The organism is Streptosporangium sp. 'caverna' (assembly GCF_003203775.1).
Taxonomy (GTDB): Bacteria; Actinomycetota; Actinomycetes; order Streptosporangiales; family Streptosporangiaceae; genus Streptosporangium; species Streptosporangium subroseum.
Genome location: NZ_CP029711.1, coordinates 11200122 through 11218904, shown reverse-complemented (window position 1 = coordinate 11218904; position 18783 = coordinate 11200122). Strand labels below are relative to the sequence as shown.

At 69.7% G+C, this 18783-nt stretch carries 21 protein-coding genes; 8 read left to right on the top strand and 13 right to left on the bottom strand.

Annotated elements, in window-relative coordinates; translation table 11 throughout:
• Window positions 1-70: 70 nt before the first annotated feature.
• Window positions 71-1099 carry an acyltransferase family protein gene (locus DKM19_RS48660; RefSeq protein ID WP_110705314.1) on the bottom strand — a complete coding sequence of 343 codons (1029 nt, stop codon included), beginning with the start codon at window positions 1097-1099 and terminating at the stop codon, window positions 71-73.
• A gap of 321 nt (window positions 1100-1420) precedes the next feature.
• Window positions 1421-2227: an SDR family NAD(P)-dependent oxidoreductase gene (locus DKM19_RS48655; protein WP_110706524.1), complete on the bottom strand. Its 807-nt coding sequence runs from the start codon at window positions 2225-2227 to the stop codon at window positions 1421-1423.
• A 162-nt stretch (window positions 2228-2389) separates the two neighbouring features.
• On the opposite strand from DKM19_RS48655, the gene DKM19_RS48650 reads away from it, so the two are divergent.
• The 4 genes from DKM19_RS48650 (at window position 2390) to DKM19_RS48635 (ending at window position 6290) form a co-directional block, all read left to right on the top strand.
• Window positions 2390-4915: a nitrate- and nitrite sensing domain-containing protein gene (locus DKM19_RS48650; RefSeq protein WP_162642376.1), complete on the top strand. Its 2526-nt coding sequence runs from the start codon at window positions 2390-2392 to the stop codon at window positions 4913-4915.
• Window positions 4912-5319 (top strand): roadblock/LC7 domain-containing protein, encoded by a 408-nt coding sequence (locus tag DKM19_RS48645; protein WP_110705312.1) that lies wholly within the window; start codon window positions 4912-4914, stop codon window positions 5317-5319. The genes DKM19_RS48650 and DKM19_RS48645 overlap by 4 nt, the downstream gene beginning before the upstream one ends.
• 67 nt (window positions 5320-5386) lie before the next feature.
• Window positions 5387-5734 (top strand): DUF742 domain-containing protein, encoded by a 348-nt coding sequence (locus tag DKM19_RS48640; RefSeq protein WP_110705311.1) that lies wholly within the window; start codon window positions 5387-5389, stop codon window positions 5732-5734.
• A complete protein-coding gene (locus tag DKM19_RS48635) occupies window positions 5715-6290 on the top strand; it encodes an ATP/GTP-binding protein (RefSeq protein ID WP_089210921.1) in 576 nt (191 codons plus the stop codon). The genes DKM19_RS48640 and DKM19_RS48635 overlap by 20 nt, the downstream gene beginning before the upstream one ends.
• Window positions 6291-6501: 211 nt before the next feature.
• Here the strand turns inward: DKM19_RS48635 and DKM19_RS48630 are convergent, their stop codons facing one another.
• The 6 genes from DKM19_RS48630 to xylA all read right to left on the bottom strand — a co-directional run bounded on the left by DKM19_RS48630 (window position 6502) and on the right by xylA (window position 13186).
• Window positions 6502-6873: a DUF742 domain-containing protein gene (locus DKM19_RS48630; protein WP_089210922.1), complete on the bottom strand. Its 372-nt coding sequence runs from the start codon at window positions 6871-6873 to the stop codon at window positions 6502-6504.
• Entirely contained in the window at window positions 6870-7259 is a 390-nt protein-coding gene (locus DKM19_RS48625; protein ID WP_089210923.1) for a roadblock/LC7 domain-containing protein, read from the bottom strand. Before DKM19_RS48625 ends, DKM19_RS48630 begins: the two co-directional genes overlap by 4 nt.
• A 147-nt stretch (window positions 7260-7406) precedes the next feature.
• Window positions 7407-9590 carry a nitrate- and nitrite sensing domain-containing protein gene (locus DKM19_RS48620; protein ID WP_110705310.1) on the bottom strand — a complete coding sequence of 728 codons (2184 nt, stop codon included), beginning with the start codon at window positions 9588-9590 and terminating at the stop codon, window positions 7407-7409.
• A gap of 236 nt (window positions 9591-9826) precedes the next feature.
• A complete protein-coding gene (locus DKM19_RS48615) occupies window positions 9827-10471 on the bottom strand; it encodes a DUF998 domain-containing protein (protein ID WP_110705309.1) in 645 nt (214 codons plus the stop codon).
• A gap of 208 nt (window positions 10472-10679) precedes the next feature.
• Complete coding sequence (xylB, locus tag DKM19_RS48610) at window positions 10680-12038, bottom strand: xylulokinase (RefSeq protein ID WP_110705308.1); 1359 nt, start codon at window positions 12036-12038, stop codon at window positions 10680-10682.
• Window positions 12035-13186 (bottom strand): xylose isomerase, encoded by a 1152-nt coding sequence (gene xylA / locus DKM19_RS48605; protein ID WP_110705307.1) that lies wholly within the window; start codon window positions 13184-13186, stop codon window positions 12035-12037. The genes xylB and xylA overlap by 4 nt, the downstream gene beginning before the upstream one ends.
• A 79-nt stretch (window positions 13187-13265) precedes the next feature.
• On the opposite strand from xylA, the gene DKM19_RS48600 reads away from it, so the two are divergent.
• Window positions 13266-14447: an ROK family transcriptional regulator gene (locus DKM19_RS48600; protein ID WP_110705306.1), complete on the top strand. Its 1182-nt coding sequence runs from the start codon at window positions 13266-13268 to the stop codon at window positions 14445-14447.
• On the opposite strand, the gene DKM19_RS48595 is transcribed toward DKM19_RS48600, so the two are convergent.
• The gene (locus tag DKM19_RS48595) at window positions 14416-14637 is read right to left on the bottom strand and encodes a hypothetical protein (RefSeq protein WP_110705305.1); all 222 of its coding nucleotides are present in this window, start codon (window positions 14635-14637) and stop codon (window positions 14416-14418) included. The two genes, DKM19_RS48600 and DKM19_RS48595, sit on opposite strands and share 32 nt — an antisense overlap.
• Window positions 14638-14974: 337 nt before the next feature.
• Window positions 14975-15424: a MarR family winged helix-turn-helix transcriptional regulator gene (locus tag DKM19_RS48590; protein ID WP_204358581.1), complete on the bottom strand. Its 450-nt coding sequence runs from the start codon at window positions 15422-15424 to the stop codon at window positions 14975-14977.
• Window positions 15425-15496: 72 nt separating this feature from the next.
• Here DKM19_RS48590 and DKM19_RS48585 point away from each other — a divergent pair, with 72 nt between their 5' ends.
• The 3 genes from DKM19_RS48585 to DKM19_RS48580 all read left to right on the top strand — a co-directional run bounded on the left by DKM19_RS48585 (window position 15497) and on the right by DKM19_RS48580 (window position 16641).
• Complete coding sequence (locus DKM19_RS48585; protein WP_110705304.1) at window positions 15497-16006, top strand: VOC family protein; 510 nt, start codon at window positions 15497-15499, stop codon at window positions 16004-16006.
• 109 nt (window positions 16007-16115) lie between these two features.
• Window positions 16116-16274, top strand: a complete 159-nt coding sequence (locus tag DKM19_RS50445) for a hypothetical protein (protein WP_162642374.1) — start codon at window positions 16116-16118, stop codon at window positions 16272-16274.
• A gap of 184 nt (window positions 16275-16458) precedes the next feature.
• Entirely contained in the window at window positions 16459-16641 is a 183-nt protein-coding gene (locus DKM19_RS48580; protein WP_110705303.1) for a hypothetical protein, read from the top strand.
• Between the two features lie 138 nt (window positions 16642-16779).
• Here the strand turns inward: DKM19_RS48580 and DKM19_RS48575 are convergent, their stop codons facing one another.
• The 3 genes from DKM19_RS48575 to DKM19_RS48565 all read right to left on the bottom strand — a co-directional run bounded on the left by DKM19_RS48575 (window position 16780) and on the right by DKM19_RS48565 (window position 18699).
• On the bottom strand, window positions 16780-17757 hold the full coding sequence (locus DKM19_RS48575; protein WP_110706522.1) for an asparaginase: 978 nt from the start codon (window positions 17755-17757) through the stop codon (window positions 16780-16782).
• A 235-nt stretch (window positions 17758-17992) separates the two neighbouring features.
• A complete protein-coding gene (locus tag DKM19_RS48570; protein ID WP_110705302.1) occupies window positions 17993-18214 on the bottom strand; it encodes a helix-turn-helix transcriptional regulator in 222 nt (73 codons plus the stop codon).
• Window positions 18214-18699, bottom strand: coding sequence for a DUF2975 domain-containing protein (locus DKM19_RS48565; protein WP_110705301.1), 486 nt, complete (start codon window positions 18697-18699; stop codon window positions 18214-18216). The genes DKM19_RS48570 and DKM19_RS48565 overlap by 1 nt, the downstream gene beginning before the upstream one ends.
• Window positions 18700-18783: the final 84 nt, after the last annotated feature.

Below are 18783 nucleotides of genomic sequence, written 5' to 3'. Positions count from 1 at the left end.
CTGCCAGGGCCCATCCGGGAGCCCGGGCCCGGATGCCGGGACCCATCGGGGGCCCCGGGTCCGACCGGTCTCAGCCGGGGCGCCTCAGCCTGGTGAAGGCCCAGCTCATCTTGGGTTCGACCGCCCAGTGGGCCACTCGCCGTACCGGCTCCGTGCACAGCACCACGGCGAGCCCCACCCCGAAGAGCGTCACGATCAGCACTCCCGGCAGGGTGGCGGCCCAGTCGCCGTAGAACCGCTCGACGGTCTTCGCCACCAGGCCGTGGAGCAGGTAGGCGTACATCGTCGACATACCGAGCCCGGAGTACCAGGTGCGCCGGGACGGCGTGACCGCCAGGAACGCGGCGACCAGCAGCGCCCCCGCGGCCAGCATGCCCAGCCGGATCAGGCTGCCGGTGAGGTCGTCCACCCCGATCGCGTCGTTGGCGTTCCTCCAGCGGATCCACTCGGTCTTCACGTGGGTGTGCAGGGCGAAGGCCGCGACCGCCCCGATGACGAGGACGACCGCTCCCGCGATCCGGACCCGTCGCTGCCTGAGCCACTCGAAGTGCTCCGGCCGGAGCATGAGGCCGAGCACGTAGAAGGGAAGCAGCCCGAGCGTGCGGTTCATCGACAGCTCGTCGGGCAGCCTGCTCATCCCCGACAGCAGCGACAGCCCGACCGCGACCGCCAGCGGCCACCTGAGCTGCTGCCAGACCGGCGTGGACAGCCGCCACAGGAACAGCGACATCAGGAACCAGGTCAGGAAGTACGGATCGAGCAGGCTGATGTCCAGCTTCCCGTACAGGATCAGGCGGGGCAGCGAGTAGATCAGCTCGAAGATCACGTACGGCACGGCGAGCGTGCTGATCAGCTTGCGCGCCTTACCCGACCCGAAGGTGAAATTTCGCGACAGGTAGCCGCTGAGCACGATGAACAGCGGCATGTGGAACAGATAGACGTAGAAGTACGCAGCGTGCGCGATCGGCACGTCCCGTAGGTTCTCGATCAGGTGCCCGCAGACGACAAGGATGATCGCCAGAAACTTGGCGTTGTCGAAGAACGGGTCCCTGTCGGCGGCAGGCGGGAAAACCGCCCGAAGCGGGGTTGCGACACTCACAGCCCCCGGACGGTAACGATCCCCGCCCAACATCCGGCGAACGCCCGATGACGCCCCGGAGAACTTCCCCGCCGCCCGCCTCGGGGCCCGCGCGACGGCCGCGGCACCGGCATCCCCGATGACACCGGCGTTCCAGAGCGCGCCTCGCGGCCTCCGCGGCGCCGGCGGTCCCGGAGGGCTTCCCCGCGACCCGACACCGCGGCGCCGGCGTCCCGGAACGCGCCTCGCGGCCTACCCGACAACTGCGGCGCCGGCGCCCCGGAGCGCAACTCGTGGCCTACCCGACGATCGCGGCCGGCGTCCCGGAGCGCGCCTCGGGGCCTACCCGACGATCGCGGCGCTGGCGTCCCAGAGGGCGCGTGCCAGGTCGGGGTCCCTCATCCCCTTGGGCACCACGGCCGGGGCCTTCTTGGCGAAGTAGCGGCCCGGATGGGCGGCGCCGTCCGGGTGGGTGGCGAGGTGGACCATCGTGCTCGCCCCCTCGTCCACGCTCTGCCCCATGCCGGGGATGTTCATCACCATCCACATCACGAACGTCCCCGGGGCGAACTCCGTCTTGATCACCCCCGGGTGGAAACAGGTGGCGGTCACGCCCGTCCCGGCGAGCCGCCGGGCCAGTTCCACCGTGAACAGCGCTCCGGCCTGCTTGGAGTCGCCGTACTGCAGCCAGCCGCTCCACCGCCGCCGGTCCCGGTTCAGGTCGGCCGGATCCAGGCGCCCGCTCTTGCCCGCCCGGGACGTGGTGGTGATCACTCTGCCCTTCACCCGCTCCAGCAGCAGATTCGTCAGCAGGAAGGGGGCGAGGTGGTTCACCTGGATCATCAGTTCGTGGCCGTCACGGGTGAGCTTCCGCTCGGTGGTCATGACGCCCGCGTTGTTGATCAGATTGTCGATCCGCTCGTAGCGGGAGAGCAGCTCCGCGCCGAGCTTCCTTACGTCTTCCAGAGAGGTGTAGTCGCAGGTCAACGTATCCGGAATCGTACCGGTAACCGCTTTCACCCGATCTGCCACGCGAGCCAGCTTGCCGGGGTTCCGGCCGACCAGAACAATATGTTGCCCGCGCTTGGCGAGTTCCACCGCAGCGGCCTCGCCGATTCCGGCACTAGCCCCTGTAATCACACTAATCATCAGATCCTCCACTGCGCAGAAACCTTATTCGGTGCTAGTCTCCTGTGCGATCTTCCGGAGGCGTATTTATCCCTAAAACGGCGCAAGCCTCCACACGCTCAGAGGTTGGGACGAGTGGACATGGGCTCTGGAAACCGGTCGATTCGGTTTAAGATCTTCCTGTTGCTGCTCTTACCTCTGTTGTCGCTGAGCGCCCTGTGGGGCTTCGTCCTCAACCTGACGGTCGGCGACGGGGCGGCACTTCTGCGTGCGAACACCCTTTACCAAGGGGTCGGCCTCACCTCCACTGAGCTGGGACTTCAACTTCAGGCCGAGCGGATGCAATCCTCGGTCGTGATCAGCACCCGGGTGCGCACCAGCGAGGTCGACGGGCAGCGCGCCCGCACCGATCAGGCCGCCGACGCGTTCAAGAAGGCCGAGGCCGGGTTCACCTCCGGCACCCCCGAACTCCACGCGTCGCTGGACGGACTGATCCGCCAGCTCGACCGGCTCCCCAACATCCGCGCCGGCATCGACGACGGCCAGCACTCACGGCTGAGCGTGCTGTCGAACTACAACCAGATCCTGGACTCGGTCTTCATCCTGTACGACCAGATGGCCGCGGTCCCCGACCTTTCGATCTTCCAGCAGGCCACGGCCATGCAGTCGATGGGCAGCGGCCGCGAGATGATCGCCAGGGAGAACGCGCTGATCAGCGGGGCGCTGGTCGACTACCGGCTGTCGGAGGAGGAGCGCAACGCCTTCGGCGAGTACGTCGCCAACCGGCGCTACCTGTACGCGCACGGCCTGTCCTCCCTGGACGCCACGCTGAGCAAGCCGTACCGCGACACCTTCAACTCCACGGCCTTCGAGAAGTTCACCACCCTGGAGAAGGCCATCGTCTCGGGCACCGGAAACCGGCTGTCTCCCGAGGCGGCCGAGTGGAAGACGACCTCGGACGGGGTCTCGTCCTGGCTGGACCAGATCGGCCTCGCCTCCTCCAAGGCACTGGCCGACCGAGCCCAGTCGGTGGCCACCGGCATCATGATCCGGATCATCATCGCCGGCGGCGTCGGCCTGATCGCGGTGGTCGCCTCGATCATCCTCTCGATCCGCTTCGGCCGCCGGCTGGCCAACGAGCTGGCGGGGCTCCGGTCGGCCGCGCTGGATCTGGCGGACGTACGGCTTCCGCACGTCGTGGAGCGGCTCCGGCGCGGCGAGGAGGTCGACGTGCGGGCCGAGGCGCCGCCGATCGAGACGGGCGGCTCGAACAGCTCGCCCGAGGTCCACGACGTGGCCCAGGCGTTCGGCTCGGTGCAGCGCACCGCCGTCGAGGCCGCCGTCGGCCAGGCGAACCTGCGCCGCGGCGTCAGCCAGGTCTTCGTGAACCTGGCCCGGCGCAACCAGAGCCTGCTCCAGCGCCAGCTCACCCTGCTGGACAGCATGCAGCGCAGGGCGGCCGACCCCGACAGCCTTGAAGACCTGTTCCGGCTGGACCACCTGACCACCCGCATGCGGCGGCACGCGGAGGGCCTGATCATCCTGTCCGGCGCGGCGCCCGGCCGATCCTGGCGCAGGCCGGTGCCGGTGATCGACATCCTGCGGGCCGCGATCGCCGAGGTCGAGGACTACACCCGGGTCAACGTGCTGCCGCTGCCCGAGCTCTCACTCGACGGGGCCGCCGTCGCCGACATCACCCACCTCGTGGCCGAGCTCATCGAGAACGCCACGATCTACTCGCCGCCGCAGACCACGGTGACCGTACGCGGCGACGTGGTGGCCAACGGATTCGCCGTCGAGGTCGAGGACCGCGGCCTGGGCCTGACCGGCATGGAGTACGCGGCGATCAACGAGCGGCTGGCCAACCCGCCGGAGTTCGACCTGGCCGACAGCGCCCGCCTCGGCCTGTTCGTGGTGGGCCAGCTCGCCTCCCGGCACGGTGTCCAGGTCATCCTGCGCGGCTCGCCGTTCGGCGGCACCACGGCCATCGTCCTCATCCCCCGCGCGGTGCTCACCGAGCGTCCCTCGCCGCTCACCCTCACCGCCGAGCGGGTGCCCCTCTCCGCCGAACGCGACGCCGACCGGCCGGGACAGCTCTTCGAGTCCGCGCCTCCGGGCGCCCTGGAGCCCGGCCCCTCCGGCAAGGGGCTGCCCCGCAGGACGAGGACGGTCTCCGCCGCTCAGCCCGCCACGGGCCCGGCCCTCAGCGTGGTGTCCGACCTGCCCGCCGACCGCCCGTTCGCCGTCGGGGTGAGCTCCGCGCCGAACGGCGAGGCGCGCCGGGAGGCGGACGGCGAGGCACACCGCGAGCCGGCTCCCGAGACGGCCCGTGAGACCCACCGCACCCCGGATCCCGAACCGGCTCACGGAACGCACCGCGAGCCGGATCCCGAGCCGGTCCGTGAGACCCACCGCGCCCCGGATCCCGAGCCGGTCCGTGAGACGGCGCGCCAGGCGTCCTTCCACACCACCACCGGACCGGGCAGCCTGCCCCGCCGGGTACGGCAGGCGAACCTGGCTCCACAGCTCCGCCAGGAGTCCGAGCCACCCGCCGTACCGGAGCCCGCCCCCGAGCCCGTCGAGGAGCGCTCACCGGAAAAGGTTCGCGCGCTGTTCTCCGCCTTCCAGGCAGGATCACAGCGAGGGCGCGAGGAGCAGGAAAATGACTTCGCACACCACATGACGACAGGCGACAAGGGGGACGAATGACCGGAAAGCTGACTAACACCGGCGAGCTGAACTGGCTCCTCGACGACCTGACCAGCAGAGTGGGCGCGGTGCGCCAGGCAGTGATCCTGTCCACCGACGGGCTCGCTGTCGGCTTCTCCAAAGGTCTCAGCCGCGAGGACGCCGAACACCTGTCCGCGGTTGCCGCCGGGTTCCAGAGCCTGGCGCGCGGAGCCGGGCGCCACTTCGGCGGCGGCGAGGTGCGCCAGACCATCGTGGAGATGGAATCGGCGTTCCTCTTCGTCACCGCCGCGGGGCGAGGAACCTGTCTGGCGGTGCTGAGCAGTTCCGAGGCCGACGTCGGCCACATCGCCTATGAGATGGCGATGCTGGTCAAACGCGTCGGCCAGCACATCTCCACCCATCCGCGCCAAGGTCTCTCGTGAATGAGAGCGCCGGCCACCACGGCCTCCATCGGCCGTTCGATCCCCGAGCCACGGGCGGGAGGACCGGATGACCCAGTGGATGGACGAGGACGCCGGACCGGTCGTTCGCCCCTACGCGCTCATCGGAGGCCGCACCCGGTCGTCCGGTGACACGCTGGACCTGATCGCGATGGTCACCTCGACCGGCGCCGTCTCGTCCGACGGGTTCGTGCCCGGACCGGAGCAGGAACGCATCCTCGCCATGGTCACCACCGCGACCTCGGTCGCCGACGTCGCCTCGGACCTCAACCTGCCGCTCGGCGTGGTCCGCGTCCTTCTGGGCGATCTGCAGGACCACAAGCTCATCTCGATCGGGCGCGCCTCTGCGAGCGAGCGCATTCTCAAGGAAGTGATCAATGGACTTCGGGCCCTCTGACGAACCCGTCGCGCTCAAGATTCTCATCGCGGGCGGCTTTGGGGTGGGCAAAACCACGCTCGTCGGCGCCATCAGTGAGATCCGGCCGCTCCGCACGGAGGAGGTGCTCTCCGACCGCGGCATCGGCATCGACGACGTCGACGGCGTGGAAGGCAAGACCACCACCACGGTCGCCATGGACTTCGGTCGCATCACGATCAGGGAAGGTCTGGTCGTCTACCTGTTCGGCACCCCGGGACAGGAACGATTCTGGTTCATGTGGGACGAGCTGTCCTACGGCGCGCTGGGCGCGGTCGTGCTGGCCGACACCCGGCGACTGACCGACTGTTTCCCCTCCATCGACTACTTCGAACAGCGCGGCACGCCGTTCATCGTCGCGGTCAACTGCTTCGACGGCGCCGATCGGCACGAAGCCGACGACGTGCGGATCGCCCTGGATCTGGACGCGGACGTACCGGTGCTGCTGTGTGACGTACGGCGCCGCGTCTCGGCCAAGACCGTGCTGGTGGCGCTCGTGGAGCACTCCCTGAAGGTGCTGACGGCCAGCCAGAGCTGAGCGGATCGGTAGCCCGCGACCCTTCGTCGCGAGACTACCGGTCTGCCATGCTCTCTTCCCGGACGCACGGGCACGCCTCCCGGACACATGGCCATGCTCCCCGGACGCACGGCCGGGTCCTCTTCACAGACACGCGGCCAGGCCGCCTGAGCGCTTCCCGCCTTGCGGAAGCGCTCAGACGCCCCTGAAGGGCCGCGGTCACGAGTCGTGGTCACAGTGCCCGGAGGCCGCGGATCACTTCTCTGAGAAGGCTCTCAGGAGGCACCCCGGCCGTCGGAAGCGGCGACCGCACCAGGATGAGACCCTGATCCAGCAGATCTCCCAGCAGCACCTTGATCACCCCAAGCGGCAGGCCGGCCTCAGAGGCGATCTCCACCACCGGCCGTGCCCGTCTCACCAGTCTCAGCAGCCTCCGGTGCTCGGAGCCCAGCCGCGAGTTCGAGGGGATCGCCGATCCCGTCGCCACCGCCATCGACAGCAGATCGAACGCGGTGGACGACGCCTTCGTCCGTCCACCGGTCAGCGCGTAGGGGCGGACGACGGGTCCCGCCTCATCATCGATCCACTCGACGTCGTCTTTCATTGGCCCGCCATCCGGGGGCCGGTGGCCAGGTGCTGACCGACTCGGGTGACCAGACGTGCCATCTCGTAGGCGATCAGGCCCACGTCCGCGGCGCCGGTGGTCATGACCGACAGACAGCTTCCCTGGCCCGCCGAGGTGACGAAGAGGAACGCGGAGTCCATCTCCACCATCGTCTGGCGTACGGCCCCGCCGCCGAACTGCAGGCTGGTCCCCTTGGCGAGGCTCTGGAATCCGGAGGCCACCGCCGAGAGGTGATCGGCGTCCTCCTTGCTCAGCCCTCGGGACGAGGCCATCATCAGCCCGTCGTTGGACAGGATCAGCGCATGCGAGACGTCCGCCACACTCGTGACGAAGTCATCCAGAAGCCAATACAGCTCACCGGGCACGTGGTTAAACCCCTTCCTCTCTGATGATCTCGTTCGTTTCCTGCCCTCGCCGGCTCCGTGAATCCGGTCCCGCGAGGCGTTTCCGGCTGTGTTCCCGGTTGTGTTCCCGGCTGTGTCTATGCCTGCGGTCCCGCCTACGGTCCCGGCTCACCGCTTCTCGCCTTCGTTCTCGTCGTCCTCGGCGCGCCCGCGCCGCCATCCCGACTGGAGCGAGCTCAGCACCGCCCTGGCCTCCTCAGGTGATCGTTCCTTGGCCTCGATCTCGGGCATCGCCGGCCGGGGCTCCTGCCCCAGCCGCACCGACAGGTTCGCCTGGCGTACCCGGCGGGGAAGCCCGCCGTTTCCACGCCGCATCGGTCTCCACAGGTCCGCGGAGACCGCCTCCGCGGATTCCCCGGGCGCCGTGCGCTCGGACAGCAGCGACAGCACCGGCTCGACCGGTTCCATCGGCTCCGGCTCTCCCAGGAGCTCCTCCGGGATCAGGACGACCACCCCGGTCCCGCCGTACGGCGAGGCCCGAAGCTCCACGTCGGCCCCGTACCGCGCGGCCAGCAGCCCGACCACCGCGAAGCCCAGGCGGTCGGTCTCGGCCGGGTCGAACTCCGGTGGACTGGCCAGGCGCTCGTTGATCGCGGCGAGTTTCTCCGGGGACAGACCCAGTCCCCTGTCCTCGATCTCGATCGCGAAACCCCGGCCCACGAGCTCGCCCTGGACCGACACCTGGCTCCCGGGCGGGGAGAAGACCGTGGCGTTCTCGATGATCTCGGCGAACAGGTGCATCATGTCCGCCACCGCGTTGCCGACCAGGGTGGTTCCGTCCATCGAGTAGATCCGCACCCGGGCGTAGTTCTCGACCTGGGCGGCGGCGCCGCGCAGCACGTCCTCCATCGGCACCGAGGAGCGCCATCTGCGTCCCGCGGCTCCGCCGGACAGGATCACCAGGCCCTCGGCGTGGCGGCGCATGCGGGTGGTGAGGTGGTCGAGCCGGAACAGGTTCTCCAGCGCCTCGGGGTCCTCCGCCTGCTTCTGCATCCCGTCGAGCAGCTTGAGCTGGCGCTGCAGCAGGGACTGGCTCCGCCGGGCGAGGTTGCGGAAGGCCTGGCCGACGCCCTCGCGCAGCCTGGCCTGCTCCACGGCGGCGTCCACGGCGCGGTGCTGGACGCTGTCGAAGGCGGCGGCGACGTCGAGGACCTCGGCCGTGCTACCCAGCGGTTCCAGCGGGGGCGCCTCGGCCTCCACGTCCACCTTCTCGCCCCTGCGCAGCTTCTCCATGACCCGCGGCAGCCGTACCTCCGCGAGATCGATGGCGGACCGCCGCAGGCCGGCGAGCTCCCGGGTGAGCCCGCTGCCCACCCGGTAGGAGACCATCAGCGACGCGACGACCGCGACGAGCCCGAGGGCGCCGGCGACTCCGGCCCTGACGAAGACTCCGGTGACCGCGGGGGCCGCCCGGCCGGTGAGCGTCTGGTCCGTCGCCGTCAGGGACCTCTCGTAGGAGGCCTCCAGCTCGTCGCCGGTGCTCCGCCAGTCGGTGGCCGATATGACGCCGCCGGACAGCAGGCGGTTCTCCAGACCGGCGAACCGGGCGTACAGCGCCGAGGCCGTCAGCTCGGCGAAGGGCGCGCGCAGGTCCGCCTCCAGCTCGGGCAGCGCCTGGTCCATGAGGAAGGACCGGTTCGTGGCGAGCTGGGTGAACAGGCGCATCTCCTCCGACGGCAGCGGCTTTCCGAGCGCCAGAGCCCCGGCGGCGAGCGCCCGTTCGCGGTTGAGGAGGTCCTTGGCCTGGCTGATCATCGTGACGGTGTGCGACTGGTGGTAGAGCGTCAGGTCGTTGTTCAGGCTCATGCTGTTGACGAGCAGGTTCATCGCGTCGGGCACCAGGGCGAACTCCGCGGAGAGTCCGGTGAGCCCGATCCGGCCGTTGTCCACCTTGGAGCGGATCTCGTCGAGCCCGTTCACCTGGTTCACCAGCTCGCCGAAGCGGCGTTTCATCTCCGCGGTCATGGCCGACTGGGCCGAGTCCCCGCCCGCCTCCTGCTGGAAACGGGCACGGGCCTGGTCGGTGACCGTGCGCTGCCCGGCGAGGGTGTCGCGGTCGGCGTCCGAGCGGCTGGCCAGATATTCGGCCGACAGGAGGTGCTCGCGCTGGACGGACCTGCTCAGGTCACCGCCGGGCTTGCCGACGGAGTCGTACAGCGTGCCGATGGTCAGCAGCTTCATGGAGTCGCCGACGGTCACCGTCGCCGCGAAGCCCCAGAGCGCGACCAGCGAGGTCAGGGGGATGGCCAGCAGCACCGAGACCTTGAACCGGATGGACTTTCTCGATGCCATGTCACCTCAACGGTTCGGTCTCGGAGCGCCGGGAGGGGGGTCCCCGGACGATCTCCAGATCGCCGACGAGGATAGCACCGAACGCTCGACCTATTTGTAGCCTATTTGTGACATGAGGGGAAATGGCTACGAGAAGTGACTTATTAGCCCAGAGCGGCGCGTGAGGCGCGGGCGGCGCCGCGCGTTAGGCCCAAACCGGAGCGTGCTCGAGGCGCGGGCGGCGCCGCGCGGGAGGCTCAGCCCAGAGCGGCGCGCGAGGCGCGGGCGGCGCTGCGCACCCAGGTCAGCCGCGCCAGCCGTACGGCCAGCACGCCGACCAACGCGATCTCGGTCCCGAGCAGGACCCGCTCGACCAGACCGATCAGCACCCCGTCCCCCGGAAGCGCCACGTAGGTCATCGCCAGCAGACCGAAACCGCCGGCCAGCGCCAGCCACTCCACCGGCCTGGCCACCGCCCGCCACCGCTCGTCCTCGCTGAACCGCGCCACCATCAGCGCACCCGCCGCGGGCATGGCGACAAACGCGGCGATGGACACGTAGCGGTGCAGCTGAGCGCTCAGATCCGCAAACGGCCCGGAGGTCGCGGCGGGCACGATCGCGAGGACGAGCAGCGCCGCGCTCCACACCAGCATCAACCGCTCCGCCGCCACCCCCACCGGCGCCTTGACCGCCCGCAGTCCCGCGACCAGCGCGAAGGACGCGATCCCCAGGGACGCCATCGCGAACTGGGTGACTCCCCCGCCGCTCAGCGCGGCGTACTCGCTGATCGTCAGATTGAGCGGGTCCGGATACGGAACCGGGTCGATCAGACCGATGGCCGTCGTGGCCACCGCGGCCGCCGCGATCCCGGCGCAGGCGATCAGGGGGTAAATCTTCAGCATGGTCCAAGGGTGTCCGCCGGACACCCTTGCGGGCATCCGGCGGCACCCCTGATCCAACCCTGAGCCGCCCCTGAGACGCCGCTACTCCCTTCGGGGGAGTGGCTCGCGCCCCTCGGGCGGCCCCGTGTCCCTCAACCGATGGCCGTGTCCATCGGTGTCCGTCTCGGCGTCCGCTCCGACATCTGTTTCGGCTGTTTCGGCGTCCGTCTCAACGGCTGTCGCGGGCCTCGGCGTAACGGGACCTGACATCCGGTGTGGCGTCGGCCTCGAAGTGCTCCGTGCCGCCCGCCTCCCAGACCGGGGGCTCGTCGCCGCCGCGGAGGAGCCAGGCGGCCTGGCGGGCCGCCCCGTCCGCAACGTACTCCCCCGGTTCCGGGACGACCACGGGCCGCCCGAAGACCGCGGGGGCGATCCGCCGTACGGCCTCCGACCTGGCCCCGCCCCCGATGAGCAGCACCCTGGCCGGGTCGAGCCCGAGCGCGTCGAACGCGTCGGCCAGGTGGCAGAGCATGCCCTCCACCGCGGCCCTCGCCAGGTGCGCGGGGGTCGAGGTCTTCAGGGTCAGCCCGTGCAGCGACCCGGTCGCGTCGGGGAGGTTCGGAGTCCGCTCGCCCTCCAGGTAGGGCACGTAGACGAGACCCCCGGATCCGGCGGGAGCCTCCAGTGCCAGCTCGTCGAACCGGTCGAGGCCGACCCCGAGCATCCCGGCGGTTGCCCCGAGCACCCTGGCCGCGTTGAGCGTGGCCACCAGCGGCAGGAAGCGCCCCGTGGCGTCGGCGAACCCGGCCACGGCACCGCTCGGATCGGCGCTCGGGCTCTCCGCGACCGCGAACGCCGTCCCCGAGGTCCCGATCGACACCACCACGTCCCCGGGTTCGGCGCCGACCCCGAGGGCCGCCGCCATGTTGTCCCCGGTTCCCGGCGCGAGCCGTACCGACCCCTGACTTCCCGCCGGGTCGTGGGGGCCCAGCACGCGGGGCAGTTCGGGGACCGCGCCGAAGGCCGCCTGGAGGAGGTCGGTCCGGTAGGCCCCGGTCGCGGGCGACCAGTATCCGGTCCCGGACGCGTCGCCCCTGTCGGTGACGAACTCCCCGCCCAGCCTCCAGGTGAGCCAGTCGTGCGGCAGGCACACCCTCGCCGTACGGCGGGCGGAGTCGGGCTCGTGCTCCGCCAGCCAGCGGAGCTTGGTCACGGTGAACGACGCGACCGGCACGCTGCCGACCGCCTCGGCCCACTTGACCGGACCGCCCAGCTCGTCGACCAGGTCGCGGGCGGCCCGGGCCGAGCGGGTGTCGTTCCAGAGCAGCGCGTCCCTGACGACGGCCCCGGACTCGTCCAGGCAGACCATGCCGTGCTGCTGGGCGCCGACGCTCATGGCCGCGACGTCGTCCAGCCCGCCCGCCTGCGCGATCGCCTCCTGGAGCGCCGTCCACCAGGCCTCGGGATCGACCTCGGTGCCGTCCGGGTGCGCCGCGCGCCCCTGCCTCACCAGGGCGCCCGTCTCGGCGTCCCTGATCACCACCTTGCAGCTCTGGGTCGACGAGTCGACCCCGGCCACGAGGGTCATCCGCGGACCCCGAGGAGGTGCTCGACGGCGAGCTGGTTCAGGCGGGTGAAGTGGAAGCCGCGCTCGGCGACCTTGTCGAGGTCGAACTCGTCGCGGTTCAGGTCCGCGAGCGTCTCCCCGGGGGCCAGCGTGGGCTCGGCCAGCTCGGCGACCTTGCTCGCGGCGAGTGCCTCGACGACCTCGGGGTCCGCGTGGAAGGCCTTCACCTTCTCCTTCAGGATCAGGTAGGTGCGCATGTTGGCGGCGGCGGAGACCCAGACGTCCTCGGCGTCCTCGGTGCGCAGCGGCTTGTAGTCGAAGTGCCTGGGGCCGTCGTAGCCGCCGTTCTCCAGCAGGTCCACCACGAAGAACGCGTCCTTCACGTCGCCGTGGCCGAAGATCAGGTCCTGGTCGTACTTGGGACCGTGCTGGCCGTTCAGGTCGATGTGGAAGAGCTTGCCGTGCCAGAGCGCCTGCGCGATGCCGTGCGCGAAGTTGAGGCCGGCCATCTGCTCGTGGCCGGTCTCGGGGTTGAGACCGACGCGGTCGGAGTGCTCGAGCTCGTTGATGAAGGCGAGCGCGTGGCCGATGGTCGGGAGCAGGATGTCACCGCGCGGCTCGTTCGGCTTGGGCTCGATGGCGAACCGGATGTCGTAGCCCTGCTCGATCACGTAGGAGGTCAGCAGGTCCATGCCCTCCTTGTAACGGCTGAGCGCGGCCCGGATGTCCTTGGCGGCACCGGACTCGGAGCCCTCACGGCCGCCCCAGCAGACGTAGGTCTTCGCGCCGAGCTCGGCGGCCAGGTCGACGTTGCGGATGACCTTGCGCAGCGCGTAGCGGCGGACCTCGCGGTCGTTGCTGGTGAACGCGCCGTCCTTGAAGATCGGGTGGGTGAACAGGTTGGTGGTGGCCATCGGGACCTTCATCCCGGTGTCAGCCAGTGCCTTCTTGAAGTTCGCGATCGCCTTGTCCCGGTCCGGCTCGACGGCCAGCAGGTCGTCGTCGTGGAAGGTGACACCGTACGCGCCGAGCTCGGAGAGCCTGTGGACGCTCTCCACCGGGTCCAGAGGCGCCCGCGAGGCGTCTCCGAAGGGGTCGCGGGCCTGCCATCCGACGGTCCACAGCCCGAAGGTGAAGCGGTCTTCGGGCTTAGGGGTGTAGGCGTTCATCTGTTGTTCCTCCGATTTAATCCACTTTATGGACTTAATATGGATTGAGGTGATGGGATAGTCAAGGGGTGGGTTTTTCATGACGCAGGCCGTACGCCACGATTCGATGCGCGCCCGCAACCTCGGAGTGGTCCTCGGTGAGGTTCGCAGGAGCGGTCCGATCACGCGCGCGGCCCTGGCGGGGATCACCGGACTGACCAAGACCACGGTGTCGAAGATGGTCGGCGACCTGATCGACGCGGGCATGGTCACCGAATCGGGCGCGCTCAGGGACGGCGAGCGGGGACGGCCGGGGACGGCGGTCACCCTCAGCGGGGAGCGGGTCGCGGCCCTCGGCCTGGAAATCAACGTCGACTACCTGTCGGCGTGCGTCGTCGACCTCACCCTCTCGGTGCGGCTCCGATATACACAGGCTGTGGACAACCGGACGGCTTCGCCTGTGGAAACTCTGGCCCACCTGCAGAAACTATTCCACAAGGCTGTGGATGAAGCACGCTCGGAGGGTCTCTCCATCGCCGGATCCACCCTCGCCGTGCCCGGCCCTGTGGACGGAGGACGCCTCCACAGCGCCCCGAACCTCGGCTGGCACGACGTGCGCGTCGGCGAGCTGCTGAACTTTCCCGCGGCTGTGGACAACGAGGCCAATCTCGCCGCCCTCGGCGAACTCTGGTTCGGCTCCGGTCCGGGGGACTTCCTCCACGTATCGGGGGAGATAGGAATCGGCGCCGGCCTGGTGGTCGGCGGCGCGCTGTTCCGCGGCGCACGCGGGCTCGCCGGAGAACTGGGACACGTGGTCGTCTCCCCCGAGGGCCCGAACTGCCGCTGCGGCGGCCGGGGCTGCCTGGAGCAGTACGCGGGCCAGGAGGCCCTCCTGCGAGCCGCGGGCCTGGGGGGAGGGCGGGCGGGGATTCCCGAACTGCTGGAGCGCCTCCACGCGGGCGAGACCCGCGCGCTGGAGGCGTGCGCATGCGCCGGGCAGGCGCTCGGCGTCGCCCTCACCTCGGCGACCCACCTGATGGATCCGGGGACGATCGTCCTGGGCGGCATCTTCGCCCCGCTGTTCCCCTGGATCCGCGACCCGGTCCACGAGACGATGACCGCCCGGCTGGCCATGATGCGCCACGCCGTCCCCGAGCTGACCGTCTCCCGGCTCGGCGGCGACGCCGCGACCCTGGGCGCCGCCGGGCAGGTCATCCACCGGATCATCGCCGACCCGTGGACCCACGTCGCTACAGGCCGGACGGGTCCCGTCCCACACTGATCTCCTCGGCGATCCGCCGGATCCCCTGCTCGTCCAGGCCCGGCACGCCGACCAGCCTCCGGCGGAGCACCGCCGCCACCTCGAACACGCTCGCCCCGGCGTATCCCATCGCGACCTCGTGGACGATCCCGAAGAGCACGCGGTTCGCCTCGTGCTCGACGTTCGTCCGGATCAGAGAAGCCTCCGCCATGCCCGCATCCCCCTGTTTTCATCGAACGACCGGATCAACGCTACGACCCGGGACCGACATTCTCGGGGAGGCCCGCTCGGGGAACCGCCCGGAAGCCGCCAGGGAGCCCAGGGCCCCTCGGAAGTGCCCGCGAAACGCGGCCCGGGCCCGTTCGGAGCTGCTTGGGGACCCGCTGAGGCGGGTTCGGAAGTGCTGGACGCCGAGAAGCGTTCGGAGATGCTGGAGGGCCGCTCTGAGTCTCGTCCGGAGATGCCGAGGGACCGCTGAGACGCGTTCGGAATGCTTAAGGACCCCGCTGAGGCTTGTCCGGCGAGTCGCTCAGGGGCCGCTCGGTCGCTCAGGAGTCCGTTCTGCCGAGCACGGCATCGCAGATCTCGGCGAGTTGGCGGACCTGCTCGGGGGTGAGCCGGTCGAAAAAGCTCTGCCGTACGGCCTCGGTGTGACCCGGTGCCGCCGCGGCGAGCACCGCGAACCCCTCGTCGGTCAGGAAAGCCCAGCTCACGCGTCTGTCCGTCGCGCACGGACGGCGCTGCACCCAGCCGCGCTCCTCCAGCCGCGCCACCGCGTGCGAGAGCCGGCTCTGCGAGGAGTTGAGCTCCATCGCCAGCTCGCTCATCCGCAGCATGCGATCGGGCGCCTCCGACAGCTTCATCAGCACCACGTAGTAGGTGTGGGGCATGCCGGAGTCTCTCTGCAGCTGCCGGTCCAGCTCCTCGTTGACCAGCTGCGAGGTCGCCATGAACGCACGCCAGGTGCGCTGCTCGTCATCGTCCAGCCATCGCGTCACGATCTCATCTTACTTGAACTCTCAATAAAACGGAGGTAATCTACTTGAGAGTTCAAGCTTCTAGGAGGAATCATGCCGGTTCAGCGGCTCAACCACGCGGTCCTGTACGTGCGCGACGTCGAGCGCAGCGTCGCCTTCTACCGGGAGGCCCTCGGTTTCAAGGTCGTCATGGGCTTTCAGGGCGCGGCGTTCCTTCAGGCCTCCGGCTCCAACAACGACCACGATCTCGGCCTGTTCGAGGTCGGCGCCCAGGCAGGACCCTCCGGAGCGGGGCGCACCAACGTCGGGCTCTACCACCTGGCCTGGGAGGTCGACACCCTGGACGAGCTGGAGCGGATCTCCCTCAAGCTCGGCGAGATGAACGCCCTGGTCGGCGCCTCGGACCACTCCACCACCAAGGCCCTGTACGCCAAGGACCCCGACGGCCTGGAGTTCGAGGTGTCCTGGCTGGTCCCGGCCGACCTGCTCACCGACGACGTGCTCAACGCGCGCGCCGGCGTCAAGCCCCTCGACATCACCAAGGAGAAGGGTCGGTACGGCGCGCAGACCCGCGGTGGCCTGGGCATCTCGATTCCCGCCTGAAGCACCGGAGGAACATTTTCCCCCGCGCGAACGCTGAGGACATCACAGACAAAAGACTCCAGAGAGCGCGATTGGGCGCAATCCGGAGAAAAGGTCACTGGGAGGCGCCATGGAGCAGGTAGAGCCGAAGAAGTGGCAGACCCTTCCCGAGCGGGTCACCTTCGACCAGATGACGACCTCCCAGCCCGCTCCGGATGACCCGGACGCCGGCTGGGCTACGACGCCGGGCCTGAATACCTTCACCCCCTGCTACGACCTCATGATCTGACCGCCTCCCGGCTCATCGGGCGGGTAGGGGGCGTGCGCCGATCGTCTGCCGGCGACTTTGGCGTGAGATGTCCAGCGACAGAACAAGTCCGAAGAACGTACGCTGAAGAAAGCGGGACATACCCCAAGGGAAAGGCCGTGGGACACACACTGCGGAACCCTTGAGCCAGGAAAAGGCGGAATCTGTGGACCAGCCTGTGGACCAGCCTGTGGACCAAGAAAAGCCCAAGAAGTGGCAGCAGCTTCCCGAGCGGATCACCTTCGACCAGATGACGAGCGCCCAGCCCTCAGCGGACGTTCCCAACCCCGAAATGGGCCGTCCCACCGAACTCGACGCCGCGCTCCGCATGACGGCCTACGGAGCATGACTTCTTCCGCGGTCCGCCTGGTTCCGGCCCGGCGGATGCGGAGGTCCACAGCGGCACCGTGACAACGATCGCCATGAGCGCCCGGCGATCGACACGGTCCTGCGGCCTCTCCCCGTGACCGGGCGGGGACAGGCGTCGTCAGAGCCTGCCGAACCAGTCGCGGACGGCTTCCACCCCGCCCGTTCCGAGGGCGACCATCAGCGCGCTCCGTGCCTTCGAGGGCGCCAGGCCCCGGGCTCCGATCGCCCCCAGTTTGCCGGCGAGGCCCGCGATGAAGTTCAGGTCTTCGAGCGGCACCCCGCGCGTACGGCTCCGGGACGCGATGACCACCGGGATGCCCCATTCCGACAGCTCGCCGATCGTCGCGAAGAGGTCGACCGGTACGTTGCCCAGGCCGGTGCCCTCCAGGACGACGCCCCGGGCACCGGCGTCCACGACCGCGGTGAGCAGCACGGAGTCCATCCCCGGATAGGTCTTGATCAACGCGACGTCCGACTCGGGCTCTCCCGCGACCAGGGGAGGCCGGGCCGGCGGCGCGGCCAGCGTCTTGACCCGTCCGCCGATCACATGTCCCAGCACGGGGAAGGGCGCCGAGGAGAACCCCGCCACACTCGCGGCGTCGACCAGGGTGACCCAGCGGGCCGCGTGCACCTCGTCGTTGACGCAGACAACGGCGCCGGCGCCGTGCAGCGCGCGATCGGCGGCGGCCACGATGGACGAGGCCAGGTTCCGCGGGCCGTCGCTGGACAACTCGCCCAGGGAGCGCATGGCACCGGTCAGCACGATCGCGCCCTGCTCCGCGGCCCTGCCCGCGAGAAGATCCACGAGGAAGGCGCCGTCCTCCAGCGTGTCGGTGCCGTGAGTGATCACGACGCCGTCGAATCCCCGCTCAAGGATGGCCGAGCGGGCCCTGCGGGCCAACCCCAGCATGGTCGAAGGTGACATGTCCCAGCTGGGCTCCGCCATCACGTCCTCCACCTCCACCGCCACGTCCGCGGGGAGCGTGCCGGAGGGGATGGTCTCCAGGAGCTCGGCCCCGGATACGACGCCCGAGTGGCCAGGACGGTACAGGTGGGCGATGGTGTCACCGGTCGCCAGCAGCAGCACACGCTTCATCGCATGATCCCTTCGATGGACCGTCACGGGTTCGACCCGCGGGCAGCCCGTCGTCCGGCGGACGCCACGGCCCCGAGCCGGGGCGCCGGCCACCGTGACGCCACGGCCGATCGGCTCCGGCGACGGGCGCTCGTCACCGACGCGGGCGTGCTCGAAGGCAGTCTCCTCCATTTATAACCCATACATACCCCCACTAGGGTTACCTCGTGGAGACCGCGCATGCCCGGCCATGACGTCATTCGCCCGCGGCGTCCTCGCCCTCCCAGCGCAGCAGGTCGCCCGGCTGGCACTTGAGCACCTCGCAGAGCGCGGCGAGCGTCGCGAAGCGCACCGCCTTGGCGCGGCCGTTCTTGAGCACCGCCAGGTTGGCGGGCGTGATCCCCACGCGGTCCGCGAGGTCGCCCACGGACATCTTCCGCCTGGCCAGCATCACGTCGATGTCGACGACGATCGGCATCAGATCACCTCGTCCAGCTCGGCCTTCATCTGCGCCGCTTCGACGTCGCGCGCGACGGCCTGGGCGAGCAGCATCCGCAGCACGAACACGATGAGCGCGACCCCCAGGATGGCCAGGCCGATCCCGCCCATGATGACGGTGACGCCCGGGTCGTCCCGCTGGCCCGGCGCGTTGAGGGCTGTGACCGCGAACCACAGGAGGGCGACCGCCACGATCGCGCCGATCACGGCGTTCACGTAACGGAACGCGGCGTGGGAGAACACGGTTCCGCGGCGCACCATCGTCACCAGCCGCCATATGCTGACCAGGGCGACCTGGCCCGACACCATGCCCAGGATCACGATCACGCGCAGCGAGGTCAGCGGGAGCGACCCGGTCTCCGGGTCGGTGGCCAACGCCCACACCATCCCTGCCTGCACGAGCACGGTGCCGGCGAGCACCACCACGAGCACGGCGCGAAGCGCACGCACTGCCAGCTTTCCCATAACCTGTCCTTCCATCGAATTGCGATGAGAATCTATCGAATTTCGATAGGTGGAGCAAGTGCTGGGGCGGAGGGCCGGCGGCGG